The sequence below is a fragment of the Mycobacterium sp. SMC-13 genome (assembly GCF_045311035.1).
GTDB lineage: Bacteria > Actinomycetota > Actinomycetes > Mycobacteriales > Mycobacteriaceae > Mycobacterium.
The window spans coordinates 490,352-507,354 of sequence record NZ_JBJIAI010000001.1 but is presented as its reverse complement, the minus strand read 5'-3'; the positions used below and the strand labels follow the sequence as shown (position 1 = coordinate 507,354).

The following is a 17,003-nucleotide window of genomic DNA, read 5'->3' as shown; positions in this document are numbered from 1 at the left end:
GGGTCAGTGACCCATGCCCATGCCGCCGTCGACCGGGATGACCGCACCGGCGATGTAGCCGGCGTCCTCGGACGCCAGGAAGCTGACGGCACCGGCGACCTCTTCGGCCGTGCCGACGCGCTTGGCCGGGATGAACTCCAGCGCACCTTCCTGGATGCGCTCATCGAGGGCACGCGTCATCTCGGTGTCGATGTAGCCGGGGGCGACGACGTTGGCGGTGACGCCGGCCTTGGAGAGCTCGCGCGAGATGGAGCGCGCCATACCGATCAGGCCGGCCTTGGCGGCGGCGTAGTTGGCCTGGTTGCCGATGCCCCACATGCCCGAGACCGAGCCGATGTAGATGATGCGGCCGAAACGCTTGCGCTGCATGCTGCGCGACGCGCGCTGGGTGACGCGGAACGCGCCGGTGAGGTTGGCGTCGATGACCTCGGTGAACCGCTCCTCGGTCATGCGCATCAGGAACGCGTCCTTGGAGATACCGGCGTTGGACACCAGCACCTCGACCGGGCCCTGGTGCTCTTCGACCTCTTTGAACGCCCGGTCGACGGCCTCGGCGTCGGTCACGTCACACACGACGCCGAACAGGCCCTCGGGCGCACCGGAACCGCGGTGGGTCACCGCGACCTTGTGGCCGTCGGCGGCCAGACGCTGCGCGATGGCCAGGCCGATACCCCGGTTACCACCGGTGACCAGCACGGAACGGGAAACGAAGGCCGGACGGCCGGCTGCGGGCGTGGCGGCACCCTCGGTGGCAACAGTGTCACTCATGCTGGTCAACTTATCGTCTCGGCCGGTGCACGCCTAAATCGGCACGCTGCGGCGAGCCGCACAACGGTCTGTGCACGCGTTGTCCGCTCAGCGCGCCGCCATGGCGCCGCGGCGACGGTTCGCCACGAACCGGACGACGTCGGCGATCCAGTCCCGGTCGGTGCGCAGCGTCAGCAGCGGGGCATCGCATCGGCGCAGTGTGCGAGCCACTTCGTCGCGGTGCGCCTGGGCGGCGCGGGCGAAGTCGTCCCGAAGTTGCTCATCGATGGTGAATTCCTTGGTGATGCCGGACTCGGCGTCCTGCAGCACCACGTCCCCGACGGCCGGCAGCTCCACGTCGCGCGGGTCGATGATCTCGATGCCCAGCACCTCGTGGCGCCCGGAGATGGCCCGCAGTGGGCGCATCCAGTTGATCGGGCCGAGGAAGTCACTGATGATCACGGCCATGCCGCGGCGGCGCTCCGGCCGGCGCAGCGCGTCGATGGCGGCGGCCAGGTCACCACGGACCCCGGCCGGGGCCTTGGGTGTGGTGGCGATGGCGCGCAGCAGCTCCTGCTCGTGCAACCGGCCGGACAGTGCGGGCACCCGGCGGACGGTGTCGCCGTTGGAGATGATCGCGCCGAGCCGGTTGCCACCACCGCTGTTGAGGAACGCGATGGAGGCCGCCGCGGCGACCGCCAGATCACGCTTCTCGCAGCCGGCGGTGCCGAAGTCCAGGCTCGCCGACATGTCGACGACCAGCCAGGTCTCCAGCTCCCGGTCGGCGATCATCTGCCGCACGTGCGGATGCGTCGTACGGGCCGTGACGGACCAGTCCATCCGGCGGACGTCGTCGCCGGGCTGGTAGAGCCGGGACTCCCCCGGCTCGGAACCCGGCCCGGGGATCAGACCCTGGTGGTCGCCGTGGAGGACACCGTCCAGCTTGCGCCGGACGGTGAGCTCCAGCTTGCGCAGGGCGGCCGACAGTTCGGGATCGCGAATCTGGCCGCGCTGCAGTGACGGCAGATCGACGGACCGGCCGGTCTGCGGCGAAGCCGAACGATCAGACCCGGGGGCGGTCACCGACCAGAGGCCCCAGCTGCGCCGGCCATCACGGGCGGAACCGAATGTCCTTGCTGCGGAATGGCATTCACCTGCGGCAGCGCGACCGTCTGCAGGATGCGGTTGACGACGGTCTCGGCGGAGATCTCGTCGGCGAGCGCGTCGTAGGTGAGCACGAGGCGGTGCCGCAGCACGTCCGGGATGACCTCGACGACGTCCTGCGGGATGACGTAGTCACGGCCACGCACCAGCGCCAGCGCACGGGAGGCACTGATGATGCCCAGCGAGGCGCGCGGCGAGGCGCCGTAGGCGATCCACGCCTTGGCGTCGGGCATACCGAACTTCTCCGGCTCGCGGGTGGCGGTCACGATGCGCACCACGTAGTCGACGAGCGCGTGGTGCACGAAGGTGTTGGCGGCCACGTCCTGCAGGCGCAGCAGGTCCTCGGTGGTGAGGATCTGCTTGGGCTCCGGCGGCTTGACGCCCATCCGGTAGATGATCTCGCGCTCTTCCTCGGGCGACGGGTAGCCGACGTTGAGCTTGAACAGGAAGCGGTCGCGCTGCGCCTCGGGCAGCTGGTAGACGCCCTCCTGCTCGATGGGGTTCTGGGTCGCCATGACCAGGAACGGGCTGGGCAGCGGGAACGTCTTGCCGCCGATGGAGATCTTGCGCTCGGCCATGACCTCCAGCAGCGCCGACTGCACCTTGGCGGGTGCGCGGTTGATCTCGTCGGCGAGCAGGAAGTTGACCATCACGGGGCCGAGCTCGATGTCGAACTCTTCCTTGCCGACGCGGTAGATGCGGGTACCGACGATGTCGGTGGGCACCAGGTCGGGGGTGAACTGGATGCGGGCGAACGAGCCGCCGACCACCTTGGCGAAGGTCTCCACGGCGAGGGTCTTGGCGACACCCGGGACACCTTCGAGGAGGACGTGGCCCTTGGCCAGCAGGCCGACCAGCATGCGCTCGACCAGCTGGTCCTGGCCGACGATGATGCGCTTGACCTCGAAGATGGCGCGCTCGAGGGTGTGCACCTCGGACTGCAACGAGCCGCTGACGGGCTGCTGCGCGGCGGGGGCGGCGTGCGCCCCGGGCGGGTAACCCTGTGTGGGTGCCGGGCCTGGGTAGCCTCCGGCGCCGTCGGGCGGCCCACTCGGTGACGTCATCTAGCTTCCTCCCACAATTGTTTCGGCCGGGTGTCCGGCGCAAAATCGCTGGTCTAGCGGGTAGCCGCCAATATAGCGGCGCGCCCGGAGTCAACTATTCCAGGCGGCTGCGTATCCGTCGACGTTGCCACGACGGACTTAGGTGATTATCAGGTCTCGATGATGCGGGACAGGTGCGGCGACATGCCGGCCGTCCGGACCGGACTGACCGTCACCTTGCCCGCGCTGCCGGACGCCTCCAGCATCTTCCCGTTGCCGAGGTAGATCGTGACGTGCTGGCTGCCGCCGGGGCCGTAGAAGATCAGGTCGCCGCGCTTGGCCTGCGACGGCGGGATGGCGCGCCCGGTGTTGTACTGGTCGCCCGAGTACTTGGGGATCTGCACGCCGACACCGGCGTAGGCGTAGCGGGTGAAACCCGAACAGTCGTAGCCGATCTTGCCGGCGTCGTAGTCCACGCCGGGGCCGGGACCGGTCAGGGTGCCGCCGCCCCACGAGTACGGGACGCCCATCTGGGAGCCGCCGCGCCGGATGACGTATTCGATGGCCTGCTTACCGCCGACGCGGCCGCCCGGCATCATCGTGGCGCTGCCGCCGCCACCGCCGCTGGGCTTGCCGCCCAGGCCCAGGCTCGACAGGAAGCTCTGGCCGAGGTTCTGGGTGGTCTGCAGGGCCAGCTGGCTGGCCTGGAACGTCGCGTTGGCGATGGCCACCGGGTCACCGGGCGCGCCGGAGCTGGGTTTCGCAGGCAAGGTCGGATCCCAGCCGCCGTCGGGGTCGGCAACCGCACTCGGCGCAGGCCCGAACGCGAGCGCCAGCGCCAGCGCGCCCACGCCCGCGAGGAGGTCTCTCCGGTGAAATTCCTTGCCCTGCAATGCAATAACCCCTGTATCAGTATTCGATGTAACGGATCACGTACGGCGTCATGCCGCTGGTTCGTACGGGCGACACCTTGACGTTGGAACCGGTGTAGGGCGCTTCGAGCATCTGCCCGTTGCCGAGGTACAGGGTCACGTGCTGGCTGCCACCCGGGCCGTAGAAGATGACGTCCCCGCGGCGGGCCTGCGATGTCGGGATCTTGCGGCCCGCCTCATATTGGTTGCCGGAGTAGTGCGGCAGTTTGATGCCGACGCCGGCGAAGGCGTAGAGGATCAGACCCGAGCAGTCGAAGCCGACGGTGCCGGCACCCGAGTCGATGCCCGTGCTGGGACCGGCGGCGGTGCCGCCGCCCCATGAGTACGGCACGCCGATCTGCGACATTGCGCGCTTGATGACGTATTCCGAGGCCTGTTTTCCGTACACGCGCGGGATGGCGCCGTTGGTGTATCCCGACTTGGTGACGGTGGCGGGCACCAGGCCGAGTTTCTGCAGGAAGCTGTGGCCCATCTGCTGGGTGACCTGAGCCGACGTCGCGGTCATGCCGAGCACGTTGTTGATGACGGCGATCGGGTCACCGGGGATGTTGGCGCTCGGAATCTTGGGCAGGGTCGGATCCCAGCCGCCGTCGTCCCACTTGCGGGGGCCGGCCGCGGCGGGCGCGCCGTCCCAGTTGTCGGCATACCGGCCGGGGTTGGCCGCCGGAGTTCCGGACGCCGGGGCACTCGCGGCCCACTGCGTACGCGCCGCGTTGAGCTTGGCCTGCGCCGCGTCGCGCTGGCTGACCAACTGGTCCAACTGGGTCTGCTGGTCGGCGAACGTGGTCCGGGCGTCGGTCAGGGCCTTGACCGCGTCGTCCTGTCTGGCCTGGGCATCTTTGACGGCCTGGTCGGCCTTCTGCTTGGCCAGTCGGGCGGCGGATTCGCGGTTGGCCAGTTCGGTCCGGCTGCGCTGCAGATCGGCGATGGCCTCCTGCGAGCTGATGGTCAGCGCCTGGCCGGTGGCGGCGGTGTTGATCATCTCGCCGGGATCGGTCGCGGTCAGGTAGGACGCGGACGGCCCGTTGATGTACGCCGCCTCGGCGTACTTGTCGAAGTGCGCCTGGGCGGCGGCGATGGCCGCGTTGGCGTCCTTCAGACCGGTCTGGCTGGTGTCGATGTCCTGCTGGGCGGTCGCGGCGTCGTCCCGGGCGGTCTGCACGTCGGCGATGGCCTTGTTGACCGATTCCTGCCGGGTCTGGATGGCGGCGCCGAGGTCCTGCAGTTTCTGGTTGGCATTGGCGAGTTCGGTGACCAGGGCGGCGATCTCGCTGCTGCCGGGTTGGGCCGACGCGATACCGGAGGCGAAGACGGACGCGGTCATCACACCGAATACGAGCGACCCGGTGCCGACGCGACTGCCCAACCGGGTGGCCAGCCCACCGGTGAAGGGCCGAATGCTGCGTCCCATTGACTCAGGTCTCCTAAGGCTCCAGCGCGCTGGTGCCCGCCTAAGGCAAAAGCGGGCTCGATCCGTTGGTCCCGTAAGTCGCAGAAATCACAAATCATCACAACTGCAACAAGCGGTACCAACTGCACCGTACGTCACAGGTTGCACAAATGAAACGTTAGTAACAAACCACACCGTTGTAATTGAAAAAGGTGTGACCGAATAGTGATATTCGAATTCGCGGCGCCCCGCGCGCAGCTACCGAGATGCGGGCGCGGCGGCGTCCTGCGGCGCCGCAGCCGCTGCCGCTTTCCGGGCCCGGACCTGCAGAAACCGGGTGCCCACGGCAGCCGCCACCACGCCGAGGATGACCACCACAGTGAACGACGTCCAGGGAAATATCGGGGTTTCCAGCTGGCTCACAAAATTCTTCGAGTTCTGCACAACGCTCGGCGTCTTCGCGAGATCCTGACCGGCCTCCAACAGCGACCTGTCATAGGTCGGGCTGACCGAGCCGGCGAAGCCGGGACTGAGGGTCAGCACCGTCGACTCGGGGTACACCCGGCCGACGTCCGCGGCGATGTCGCGCAGTGGGGTGTCGATGCCCGGACTCGTCGGCAGCACCACGATCTTGAGGTCGATGCCCTTGGCGTGGGCGTCGGCGACGACCTGACGCAGGGCGGCGGCCTCCTGCGCGGCCTCGGCCGCCTGCTTCGCCTCCTGCGGCGTGGCCGGCGTCTTGGCGGGCGCGATGCCCGGCGCACTGACCCCACCGTCACGCACCTGCGTGATCACCGTCGCCATACACACGTCGACAGGGGTCTTGGCCGGGTCCTGCCCGACCGTGGCACAGACGTCCGGCGGAATGAATGCCGCGAAAGTTGTCACGCGGCAAACGGTACTGGAATTTCCTCGAACTCCCTGACGGCGCACCCGGAACCCGACAAGACTGTAGCCACCCCCTGGGCGCTCATAGGACAAGCGTACTGTTAGGGTAGCAACGCGCCGCTGACACAGCCCGTCGCGGCGAGATCTAGCCGGGAGTTGATGTGAGCAGCAATTCATTTGGAGCCCGTGACACGCTCGTTGTCGGGGAAAACAGCTACGAGATTTTCCGCCTCGACGCGGTTCCGGGTACCGAGAAGCTTCCCTACAGCCTCAAGGTGCTTGCGGAGAACCTGCTGCGCACCGAAGACGGCGCCAACATCACCAAGGATCACATCCTGGCCCTGGCCAACTGGGATCCGTCGGCCGAGCCGAGCATCGAAATCCAGTTCACCCCGGCCCGCGTGATCATGCAGGACTTCACCGGCGTGCCTTGCGTCGTCGACCTGGCCACCATGCGTGAGGCCGTCACCGCCCTCGGCGGCGACCCCAACAAGGTCAATCCGCTCTCTCCCGCCGAGATGGTCATCGACCACTCCGTCATCCTCGATGTGTTCGGCACCGCCGACGCCTACGAGAAGAACGTCGCCCTCGAGTACGAGCGCAACGCCGAGCGCTACCAGTTCCTGCGCTGGGGCCAGGGCGCCTTCGACGACTTCAAGGTCGTCCCGCCGGGCACCGGCATCGTCCACCAGGTCAACATCGAGTACCTGGCCCGCACCGTGATGGTCCGTAACGGCCAGGCCTACCCCGACACCTGTGTGGGTACCGACAGCCACACCACCATGGAGAACGGCCTGGGCGTGCTGGGCTGGGGCGTCGGCGGTATCGAGGCCGAGGCCGCCATGCTGGGCCAGCCCGTCTCGATGCTGATCCCCCGCGTCGTCGGCTTCAAGCTGACCGGTGAAATCCAGCCGGGCGTGACCGCCACCGACGTGGTGCTGACCGTCACCGACATGCTGCGCAAGCACGGCGTCGTCGGCAAGTTCGTCGAGTTCTACGGCAAGGGCGTCGCCGAGGTGCCGCTGGCCAACCGCGCCACCCTGGGCAACATGAGCCCCGAGTTCGGCTCGACCTGTGCGATCTTCCCGATCGACGAAGAGACCATCAACTACCTGCGCCTGACCGGCCGCACCGACGAGCAGCTGGCGCTGGTCGAGGCCTACGCCAAGACCCAGGGCATGTGGCACGACGCCGACCGCGAGCCGGCCTTCTCGGAGTACCTCGAGCTGGACCTGTCGACGGTCGTGCCGTCGATCGCCGGCCCGAAGCGCCCGCAGGACCGAATCCTGTTGTCGGAGAGCAAGATCGCCTTCCGCAAGGACATCCACAACTACGTGGAGGAGCAGCACCCGGCCGACCACACCAAGCTCGACGAGGCCGTCGAGGAGTCGTTCCCGGCTTCCGACCCTGCCGCCCTGTCCTTCGCGGACGACGGCGCCGTCGACGTCCAGTCCGCCGCCAACGGCTCCGAGGGCCGCCCGAGCAAGCCCATCCGCGTCAAGGGCGAGCGCGGCGAGTTCATCCTCGACCACGGCGCCGTCGCGGTCGCGGGTATCACCTCCTGCACCAACACCTCCAACCCGTCGGTCATGATCGGTGCCGCCCTGCTGGCCCGCAACGCCGTCGAGAAGGGCCTGTCCAGCAAGCCGTGGGTCAAGACCAACATGGCCCCGGGCTCGCAGGTCGTCACCGACTACTACGAGAAGGCCGGCCTGTGGCCCTACCTGGAGAAGCTGGGCTTCTACCTGGGCGGCTACGGCTGCACCACGTGCATCGGTAACACCGGCCCGCTGCCGGAGGAGATCTCCAAGGCCGTCAACGAAGAGGACCTGACCGTCACCGCGGTGCTGTCGGGTAACCGCAACTTCGAGGGCCGCATCTCCCCCGACGTCAAGATGAACTACCTGGCCTCGCCGCCGCTGGTCATCGCCTACGCCCTCGCCGGCACCATGGACTTCGACTTCGAGACGGACTCCCTGGGCAAGGACACCGACGGCAACGACGTCTTCCTGCGCGACATCTGGCCGTCGGCCCAGGAGATCGACGACACCATCAAGAGCGCGATCAGCCAGGACATGTTCCGCAAGTCCTACGCCGACGTGTTCAAGGGCGACGACAACTGGCGCAACCTGCCGACCCCGGACGGCGACACCTTCGCCTGGGACGACGCCTCGACCTACGTCCGCAAGGCGCCGTACTTCGACGGCATGGAGATGGAGCCCGCGCCCGTCACGGACATCAAGGGCGCCCGCGTCATGGCGCTGCTGGGTGACTCGGTGACCACCGACCACATCAGCCCGGCCGGCCCGATCAAGCCGGGTACCCCGGCCGCGGACTACCTGGACGCGCACGGTGTGGCCCGCAAGGACTACAACTCGCTGGGCAGCCGTCGTGGCAACCACGAGGTCATGGTCCGCGGCACCTTCGCCAACATCCGCCTGCAGAACCGCATCCTGGACACCATCGGCCTCGAGGGCACGCAGGGTGGCTACACCCGCGACTTCACCCAGGAGGGTGGCCCGCAGGAGTTCATCTACAACGCGTGCATGAACTACCAGAAGGCCGGCATCCCGCTGGTCGTGCTGGGCGGCAAGGAATACGGTTCGGGCTCCTCGCGTGACTGGGCCGCCAAGGGCACCACACTGCTGGGCGTCAAGGCCGTCATCACCGAGTCGTTCGAGCGCATCCACCGGTCGAACCTGATCGGCATGGGCGTCATCCCGCTGCAGTTCCCGGCCGGCGAGAGCGCCAAGTCGCTGGGCCTGGACGGCACCGAGACCTTCGACATCACCGGCATCGAGGAGCTCAACGCCGGCAAGACGCCGAAGACCGTGCACGTCTCCGCCACCAAGGAGGACGGCACCAAGGTCGAGTTCGAGGCCGTGGTCCGGATCGACACCCCCGGTGAGGCCGACTACTACCGCAACGGCGGCATCCTGCAGTACGTGCTGCGCAACATGCTGCGGTCGGGTAGCGAGGCCTGACAGCTGGCTGATTCGGTTGGGCAGCCCCCGGGCTGCCCAACCGAACGCCGGTAGGAGTCCTGGTGCCCAAAGTCAGCGACGATCATCTCGCCGCCCGTCGAGCGCAGATCCTCGACGGCGCCCGACGCTGTTTTTCCGAGTTCGGGTACGAAGGTGCGACGGTGCGGCTTCTCGAAGAAGCCACCGCGATGTCGCGCGGCGCGATCTTCCACCATTTCCGCGACAAGGACGCGCTGTTCTTCGCGCTCGCCGAGGAAGACGGCGAGCGGATGGCCGAGACCGTCGAGAAGGACGGCCTCGTGCAGGTCATGCGGAACATGCTGGCCAAGCCGGAGAACTACCAGTGGCTGGGCACCCGGCTGGAGATCGCCCGCCGGCTGCGCACCGACGCCGAGTTCCGCGCCGAGTGGCAGCAGCGCTACGAGGAACTCAACCAGGCCACCATCGCGCGCCTGGAGCGCAAGAAGGCCGCCGGCACGCTGCGTGACGACGTGCCCACCGAAGTGCTGCACATCTATCTCGACCTGGTGCTCGACGGCCTCATCGCACGGCTGGCCTCAGGGCAGACCGGCGAGGATCTGGCGGCCGTCCTCGACATCGTCGAGGCATCGGTCCGCCGAAAGCCCTAGCGGCTCAACCCTTTCAGCGGTTCGCGCTCATCACCGACAGCAGCTCGTAGCCGACGTGTGCGGCGGCGATGCCCGTCAGCTCGGCGTGGTCGTACGCCGGGGACACCTCGACGATGTCGGCGCCCACCACGTTCAGACCGGTCAGCGAACGCAGCGAATGCAGCAGTTCGCGCGACGTCAGTCCCCCGGCCTCCGGCGTCCCGGTGCCGGGCGCGTGCGCCGGGTCCAGCACGTCGATGTCCACCGAGACGTAGACCGGACCGCCCGCCAGCCGCTTGACCATGCGCTCCCGCACGCTCGCGAGGCCGTCGACCTGGTAGTCGTCGGAGCGGATCACCTGGAAGCCCAGGATCGCGTCGTCCTCGAGGTCCTTCTTGCTGTACAGCGGGCCGCGGATACCCATGTGCAGCGAACGCTCCATGTCGATGAGGCCCTCTTCGCTGGCCCGGCGGAACGGCGTGCCGTGCGTGTAGGCGGCGCCGAAGTAGGTGTCCCAGGTGTCGAGGTGGGCGTCGAAATGCAGCACGGCGATGGGGCCGTGGTCGCGGTGCAGTGACCGCAGGATCGGCAGCGCGATGGTGTGGTCACCGCCGAGTGTGAGCACGGCGCTGCCGTCCTTGCGCAGCGCGGTCACCTCGGTGTCGATGGTCTCGATGGCCTCGTTGATGTTGAACGGGTTGACGCCGATGTCGCCGGCGTCGGCGACCTGCTGATTGGCGAACGGTGACACGTCGAGCGCCTGGTTGTAGGGCCGCAGCAGCTTGGACGCGGCACGGATGTGGCCCGGGCCGAAGCGCGCGCCCGGGCGGTAGGACACGCCGGTGTCGAACGGGACGCCGAGGATCGTGACGTCGGGTGCGGACACCTGGTCCAGGCGCGGCACCCGGGCGAACGTGGCCGGCTCGGCGTAGCGCGGGAACCGGCTCGCATCGACCTGGCCGATGATCTCGCGGCCGTCGGGCGCGGTGGTCGTGATGTACCGGTCGAAGCTCATCAGTTCTCCAAAGTCGTGGCGTGTGGCTTGGGTCTCATTGTTTCCGGCAGTAGAATTATTGTCAACCTTTGTTTCCTAGGAGGAAATCGTGGGCGGTTCGCCGGCAACGCAACTAACGATCGCCGCACGGTTGAAGGCCGCCCGCAGCGCCAAGCGCATGACCCTCGACGAGCTCGCCGCCGCCAGCGGCGTGACCAAGGGCTACCTGTCGAAGGTCGAACGCGGCCAGTCCAACGCGTCGGTCGCCGCCCTCATCCGCATCTGCGACGCACTCGAACTCCAGGTCGGTTCCCTGTTCGACGAGACCCCCGTCGGCGAGGTGGTCCGCGCCGGCGAATACCCGCCCATCGAGTTCGGCGGCACCCGGATGACCGAATTCCAGCTGACACCGACGGGCGAGCGCAGATTCCAGGTCCTGCTGAGCGACATCGCGCCCGGCGGCGGCAGCGGGAGCGACACCTACTCGCTGCCGGCCGAGGTGGAGTTCGCCATGGTCACCGAAGGCCGGCTGCACATCGACTTCGTCGAGGGCAACGGCAGCCGCATCACCCTCGAGGCGGGCGACACGCTGACCTTCGAGGCCGACCGCCCGCACGCCTTCCACGCCGACGCGCAGTCCGGCGCCAAGGTGTTGTGGGTGCTTACCCCGGCGCTGACGCAGCGGCGGCTGGCCGAGGCTGCCGAGTAGTCAGGCGGCCGTCAACTCCTGGCGGCTGCGTTCGACGGCGGCGTGCTCGTCACTCAGATCGACATCACGGGTCAGGACGTAGTACGCCACCCCGGACACCGCGAGGCCGACGAGGAAGGAGATGTCCACTCCCCCAAGCAACTTGGCGATAGGCCCCACGTAGAAGTGCAGTGAGATGAACGGCACCATCGCCGCCATGCCGAGGAAGTACGCCGCCAGCCCGCGCCAGGACCACCGGCCGTAAATGCCGTCGGGCCGGAAGATGTCGACTATCGAATAGTGGCCGCGCCGAACGAAATAGAAGTCGACCAGATTGACCGCCGTCCACGGGATGAGGAAGTACAGCATCAACAGCACGAACGTGTTGAACGACTCGAGGTAACCCTCCGGCAGCGACAGGGCGACGACGAACGCGACCAACGACGTCAGCGCGATGCCGAGCACCCGCAGGCGCACGGTGGGCGTGATCGGCCGGAAGGCGTCCAGTGCGCTCATGCTCGTCAGGCTCGCGCCGTAGGCGTTGACGGACATGATGGTCACCAGCGCGATCGACGCCACCACGACGGTGAAAGTGCCGAAGCCGGGCAGCAATTGATTGCCGACGGTCTGGATCGAGACGATCGCGTCCGGCGTCGGCAGCGCCGACGCCAGCACCGCACCCAGAGACATCAGCCATACCGACGAACCCGCGGCACCCAGATACGTCCACCAGATGACGTGCTTGGCCGAGGTGTTCTCCGGCAGGTAGCGCGAGTAGTCGGACACGTACACCGCATACGAGATCTGGTATCCGGCCGCCGCCGCGAACTGCATCAGGAACACCGTCAGCGAGAACTTGCCGCCGTCGGGGACCGCCGCATTCAGGTGCAGGGTCGACAACGCGTAGACGGTGAGCACGCCGAACACGACGATCAGCAGGTATGTCAGCCACCGCTGCACGACCATCATCAGGTCGAAGCCGACGACGGCGATGACGATGGCCGCCACCATCAGCCCGAGGTACCAGAGCCAGTTCGGGCCCGCGAAAACCGTCTTGAAGCCCGACGTGGCGAGGATGGTGTTGAAGACGTTGAAGCCGATGTACACGAAGATCACGGCGACGAACGGGACGAGCGCACCACGCGAGCCGAACTGCGCACGCGACTGGATCATCTGCGGCAGACCCATCGTGGGGCCCTGGTTGGCGTGGAAGCACATGAAGAGCGTCCCGAAGCAGGCGCCGGCGACCGCGGCCAGCACCGACCATCCCGCGGACAGGCCGTTGGCCGGCCCGAGGAAGCCCGTGACCATCGTGGTCAGCACGAAGTTCCCGGTGAACCAGAACGGCGCCTGGTGGTGCACCTTGCCCCTGCGTTCCCCGGTCGGGATCCAGTCGATGGACCGGGTCTCGATTGCACCTGCCATGGCATCCCCTTTGATGTGGCTCAGATCACTGGCCTCAGAGTAGGCATTCACTGTCGCCAAAGGCAACAATTGTTTCCTAGCTCACTCCACATGTTGACAGATGGGAGTGACGTACCGCACTCTGTTACGCGAGTCACAAATCTCGTGGCGCGCCCTCCTCTCCACGGAGCTCCCCTTGGCCATCACCGAGGCCCCACGGCCGGGCATCCTGCGCGCCATGAGCGCACAAAAATCCGTCGACGACATCGTCGCCGCCAACGAAACCCCGGACGGCCCCCACCTCAAGCGCTCGATGGGCTTCATCCATCTGACCGCCCTGTCCATCGGCGCGACGCTCGGCACCGGAATCTTCGTCATCCTCGGCGCCGCCGTGCCGAAAGCCGGTCCGGCAGTCCTGCTGTCGTTCATCCTCGCCGCCGTCACCGCGCTGTTCTCGGCGCTGTCCTACGCCGAACTGGCGGGCACCATCCCCGTCTCCGGCAGCTCCTACTCCTACGCGTACGCCACCCTGGGCGAGTTCTGGGCCTGGGTGTGCGGCTGGTGCCTCATGCTCGAATACGGAGTCTCGGTCGCCGCCGTCGCCGTCGGCTGGGGCGGCTACATCAACACGCTGCTCCACCAGCTGTTCGGCATCGAGCTGCCCGCCGCCGTCACCGGCGCACCCGGCGAAGGCGGCGTCATCAACCTGCCGGCCATCACGATCGTGGTCCTCGCCTCGATACTGCTGCTGCGGGGCGCCTCCGAGTCGGCCGTCGTCAATACCGCGATGGTCATCCTCAAATGCGTCGTGCTGGTGTTCTTCTGCGCCGTCGCGTTCACGGCGTTCAAGGCCGGCAACCTCACGCCGTTCATGCCGCTGGGCTTCCTCGGCGTCTCCGCCGCCGCCTCGCAGGTCTTCTTCTCGTACATCGGGTTCGACGCTGCATCCACCGCGGGCAACGAGGCCAAGGACCCGAAGCGGGACCTGCCGCGCGCCATCATGGCCTCGCTGCTGATCGTCACGGTGCTGTACCTCGCCGTGGCGCTGGCCGCCCTCGGCGCGATGAGCTGGACCAAGTTCAGCGCCGACGAAGGCGCCACCCTGGCCGTCGCCCTCAGCGGCATCACCAGCAGCAATGTGCCGGCCATCATCCTGTCGATCGGCGCCGTCATCGCCATCGCAAGCGTCGTCCTCGCCGTCCAGTACGGTCAGACCCGCATCCTGTACACCATGGCCGTCGACGGCCTGGTGCCCGCGCTGTTCGCCAAGATCAACCCGCGGACCTTCGTGCCGACCTGGAACATCGTCATCTGCGGCGTCGTCGTGTCACTGCTCGCCGGTTTCGTGTCGCTGGGTGAGCTGGCCAACGCCACCTCGATCGGCTGCCTCTTCGCCTTCGCGCTGGTCAATGTCGCCGTCATCATCCTGCGGCGCACGCGCCCCGACCTGCATCGCACGTTCCGCCTGCGGCTGTTCCCCGTCGCACCGGTGCTGGGTTTCCTGTTCTGCTGTTACCTGATGTGGGCCCTGCCCGTCGCGACGTGGATCGCGTTCGGCATCTGGGGTGCCCTCGGCCTGGCGGTGTACTTCGGCTACAGCATCCGCAAGTCCAAGCTGCGCGTGGACGTCGCGTAGATGATCACCGTCGGCATGTTCCAAGGCCCGCAGGAATCGGGGACCGTCGCCGAGAACCTCAAGGCCATCGCCGCGGCGGCGCGGCGGGCCGCCGATGCGGGCTGCCGGATTCTCGTCACGCCCGAGATGTCGGCGACCGGTTACAACATCAGCACCGAGATCGCCGCCCGCGCCGAGTCCGCAGACGGCCCGATCTTCCAGGCTGTCCGGAACATCGCGCGCGACAACGGGATCGCCGTCGTCTACGGGTATCCCGAGGTCGCAGAAGGCAAGCCGTACAACAGCGTCCAGGTCGTCGACCGGGACGGTGCAGCCCTGGCCAACTACCGCAAGACCCACCTGTATGGCTTCGACCGCGAGTTCTTCACCCCGGGCGCCGACTGGGTCGCGCAGTTCGAACTCGACGGCGTCACCTGCGGACTGCTGATCTGCTATGACATCGAATTCCCGGAGAACGCCCGCGCGCACGCCGACGCCGGCACCCAGTGGCTCGTCGTCCCCACCGGGCTCATGGAGCCGTGGAGTTTCGTTGCGACGCACATCGTTCCGGTGCGCGCCTACGAGAGCCAGCTGTTCCTGTCGTACGTCAACCGCACGGGCTTCGAGAACGGCCTCGAGTACTGCGGACTGAGCTGCACCATCGCGCCCGACACGACCGAACTGTGTCGCGCCGGCCGGACCGAGGACCTCCTCGTCACCCACATCGATCCCGACGCGGTGGCCATGTCCCGCGCCGTCAACACCCATCTCGGCGATCGCCGCCGAGATCTCTACCAGGAGAACCAGACCCGATGACCGTCCCCCAGCCCATCGAAGAGACGCAGCTGTCGGAGACCGGACCGCGGTCGTCCGACAAGCCGATAACGATGTTCGGTCCGGACTTCCCGTTCGCCTACGACGACTACGTGTCCTCCGCCGACGGCCTCGGCGAGATCCCCGCCGACCGCCACGGCACCGAGGTCGCGATCGTCGGCGCCGGCTGCGCGGGCCTCACCGCCGCCTACGAACTCATGAAGTTGGGCCTGAAACCCGTTGTGTACGAGGCGGATCAGATCGGCGGCCGGATGCGGTCCATCCCATTCGAGCACGCCCCGGACGCGGTCGCCGAAATGGGCGCCATGCGCTTCCCACCGACCTCCACGACGCTGTACCAGTACTTCGACAAGGTCGGCATCGAGACCATCGAATTCCCGAACCCGCTGGGCCCCGCGACGCCCAGCACCGTCGTCGACCTCAAAGGCCAGACGTACTACGCCGAGAAACTCGCCGATCTGCCGCAGGCCTTCACCGACGTCGCCGACGCCTGGCGCCAGACGCTCGAGGACGGCGCCGACCTGCACGCGATCCAGAACGCCATCCGCGAACGCGACAGCCAGGCCCTGAAGTCCGCGTGGGGCAAGCTCGTTCGCGAACTCGACGACGAGACGTTCTGGGGCTTTTTGACCAAGTCGCACCACTTCAAGTCGTTCGAGCTGCGCGAGATCTTCGGCAAGGTCGGCTTCGGCACGGGCGGCTGGGACACCGATTACCCGAGCTCGATGCTCGAAATCCTGCGGGTGGTACTCACCGAGGCCGACGACAACCACCGCGGCGTGGTCGGCGGTTCACAGCAACTGCCGCTGCGGTTGTGGAAGCGCTCCCCGCAGCGCCTCGCCCACTGGCCCGCCGGTACCTCGCTCGAATCGCTGCACGGCGGCCGGACCCGCGGCGCCGTCACCGACATCCGGCGCACGCACCCCAACCGCTACACCATCACCGACGCCGACGGCGAGACGCGCACCTACGACGCCGTCATCGTCACCGCCCAATCGTGGATGCTGCTCAACAACATTCGCTGCGACGACGACCTGTTCCCGTCCAACGTGTGGTCGGCCATCGAGCAGACGCACTACATGGGTTCGTCGAAGGTTTTCGTGTTGGTCGACCGGCCGTTCTGGAAGGACAAGGACGCCCAGGGCCGCGACGTCATGTCGATGACGCTGACCGACCGGATGAGCCGCGGCACCTATCTGCTCGACCAGGGGCTCGACGCCGACGGCAACGAGAAGCCCGGCGTCATCTGCCTGTCGTACACCTGGGAGGACGACTCCCGGAAGATCGTGCCGCTGGGCGCCACCGAGCGCATGGATCTGATGCTCAAGTCACTGCAGGCGATCTACCCGAACGTGGACATCCGCAGCCACATCATCGAGACGCCCAAGACGGTCTCATGGGAGACCGAGCGCAACTTCATGGGCGCGTTCAAGGCGAACCTTCCGGGCCACTACCGCTACCAGGAGCTGTTGTACACGCACTTCATGCAGCGTGACCTCGACGCGCGGCATCGTGGCATCTACCTGGCGGGCGACGACATCTCGTGGACGGCGGGCTGGGCGGAGGGTGCGATCACCACCGCACTCAACGCGGTGTGGGCCGTGATGGACCAGTTCGGCGGGTCGACCTCGCCCACCAACCCCGGCCCGGGCGACCTCTTCGACATGATCGCCCCGGTCCGGCTGACCGACGAGATCTAAGGCGCACCAACG

At 67.4% G+C, this 17,003-nt stretch carries 14 protein-coding genes; 6 read left to right on the top strand and 8 right to left on the bottom strand.

What is annotated here, in order from left to right; translation table 11 throughout:
* Positions 1-3: 3 nt before the first annotated feature.
* The 6 genes from fabG1 to ACJH6I_RS02545 form a co-directional block, all read right to left on the bottom strand.
* On the bottom strand, positions 4-768 hold the full coding sequence (fabG1, locus tag ACJH6I_RS02570) for a 3-oxoacyl-ACP reductase FabG1 (RefSeq protein ID WP_135355959.1): 765 nt from the start codon (positions 766-768) through the stop codon (positions 4-6).
* Between the two features lie 87 nt (positions 769-855).
* Positions 856-1,773 carry a DUF58 domain-containing protein gene (locus ACJH6I_RS02565; protein WP_346414904.1) on the bottom strand — a complete coding sequence of 306 codons (918 nt, stop codon included), beginning with the start codon at positions 1,771-1,773 and terminating at the stop codon, positions 856-858.
* Positions 1,774-1,826: 53 nt separating this feature from the next.
* The gene (locus ACJH6I_RS02560) at positions 1,827-2,975 is read right to left on the bottom strand and encodes a MoxR family ATPase (protein ID WP_020100548.1); all 1,149 of its coding nucleotides are present in this window, start codon (positions 2,973-2,975) and stop codon (positions 1,827-1,829) included.
* 149 nt (positions 2,976-3,124) lie between these two features.
* Entirely contained in the window at positions 3,125-3,847 is a 723-nt protein-coding gene (gene ripB, locus ACJH6I_RS02555; RefSeq protein WP_135355957.1) for an NlpC/P60 family peptidoglycan endopeptidase RipB, read from the bottom strand.
* Positions 3,848-3,863: 16 nt separating this feature from the next.
* Positions 3,864-5,297 (bottom strand): NlpC/P60 family peptidoglycan endopeptidase RipA, encoded by a 1,434-nt coding sequence (gene ripA / locus ACJH6I_RS02550; protein WP_406783671.1) that lies wholly within the window; start codon positions 5,295-5,297, stop codon positions 3,864-3,866.
* 237 nt (positions 5,298-5,534) lie between these two features.
* Positions 5,535-6,164 carry a DUF6676 family protein gene (locus ACJH6I_RS02545; protein WP_135355955.1) on the bottom strand — a complete coding sequence of 210 codons (630 nt, stop codon included), beginning with the start codon at positions 6,162-6,164 and terminating at the stop codon, positions 5,535-5,537.
* A 161-nt stretch (positions 6,165-6,325) separates the two neighbouring features.
* On the opposite strand from ACJH6I_RS02545, the gene acnA reads away from it, so the two are divergent.
* Both acnA and ACJH6I_RS02535 read left to right on the top strand, forming a co-directional pair.
* Complete coding sequence (gene acnA / locus ACJH6I_RS02540; RefSeq protein WP_061000864.1) at positions 6,326-9,148, top strand: aconitate hydratase AcnA; 2,823 nt, start codon at positions 6,326-6,328, stop codon at positions 9,146-9,148.
* Between the two features lie 62 nt (positions 9,149-9,210).
* The gene (locus ACJH6I_RS02535) at positions 9,211-9,777 is read left to right on the top strand and encodes a TetR/AcrR family transcriptional regulator (protein WP_061000866.1); all 567 of its coding nucleotides are present in this window, start codon (positions 9,211-9,213) and stop codon (positions 9,775-9,777) included.
* Between the two features lie 13 nt (positions 9,778-9,790).
* On the opposite strand, the gene speB is transcribed toward ACJH6I_RS02535, so the two are convergent.
* Entirely contained in the window at positions 9,791-10,771 is a 981-nt protein-coding gene (gene speB, locus ACJH6I_RS02530; RefSeq protein ID WP_064858074.1) for an agmatinase, read from the bottom strand.
* A gap of 88 nt (positions 10,772-10,859) precedes the next feature.
* Here speB and ACJH6I_RS02525 point away from each other — a divergent pair, with 88 nt between their 5' ends.
* A complete protein-coding gene (locus tag ACJH6I_RS02525) occupies positions 10,860-11,459 on the top strand; it encodes a helix-turn-helix domain-containing protein (protein ID WP_133427683.1) in 600 nt (199 codons plus the stop codon).
* On the opposite strand, the gene ACJH6I_RS02520 is transcribed toward ACJH6I_RS02525, so the two are convergent.
* Positions 11,460-12,863, bottom strand: a complete 1,404-nt coding sequence (locus ACJH6I_RS02520) for a cytosine permease (protein WP_133427682.1) — start codon at positions 12,861-12,863, stop codon at positions 11,460-11,462.
* 217 nt (positions 12,864-13,080) lie between these two features.
* On the opposite strand from ACJH6I_RS02520, the gene ACJH6I_RS02515 reads away from it, so the two are divergent.
* The 3 genes from ACJH6I_RS02515 to ACJH6I_RS02505 are packed head-to-tail and all read left to right on the top strand — an operon-like array spanning position 13,081 to position 16,991.
* Positions 13,081-14,478 (top strand): amino acid permease, encoded by a 1,398-nt coding sequence (locus ACJH6I_RS02515; protein WP_371824571.1) that lies wholly within the window; start codon positions 13,081-13,083, stop codon positions 14,476-14,478.
* Entirely contained in the window at positions 14,479-15,273 is a 795-nt protein-coding gene (locus tag ACJH6I_RS02510; RefSeq protein WP_406783670.1) for a carbon-nitrogen hydrolase family protein, read from the top strand.
* Positions 15,270-16,991: a flavin monoamine oxidase family protein gene (locus ACJH6I_RS02505; protein ID WP_406783669.1), complete on the top strand. Its 1,722-nt coding sequence runs from the start codon at positions 15,270-15,272 to the stop codon at positions 16,989-16,991. Before ACJH6I_RS02510 ends, ACJH6I_RS02505 begins: the two co-directional genes overlap by 4 nt.
* The last annotated feature ends 12 nt before the right edge of the window (positions 16,992-17,003 follow it).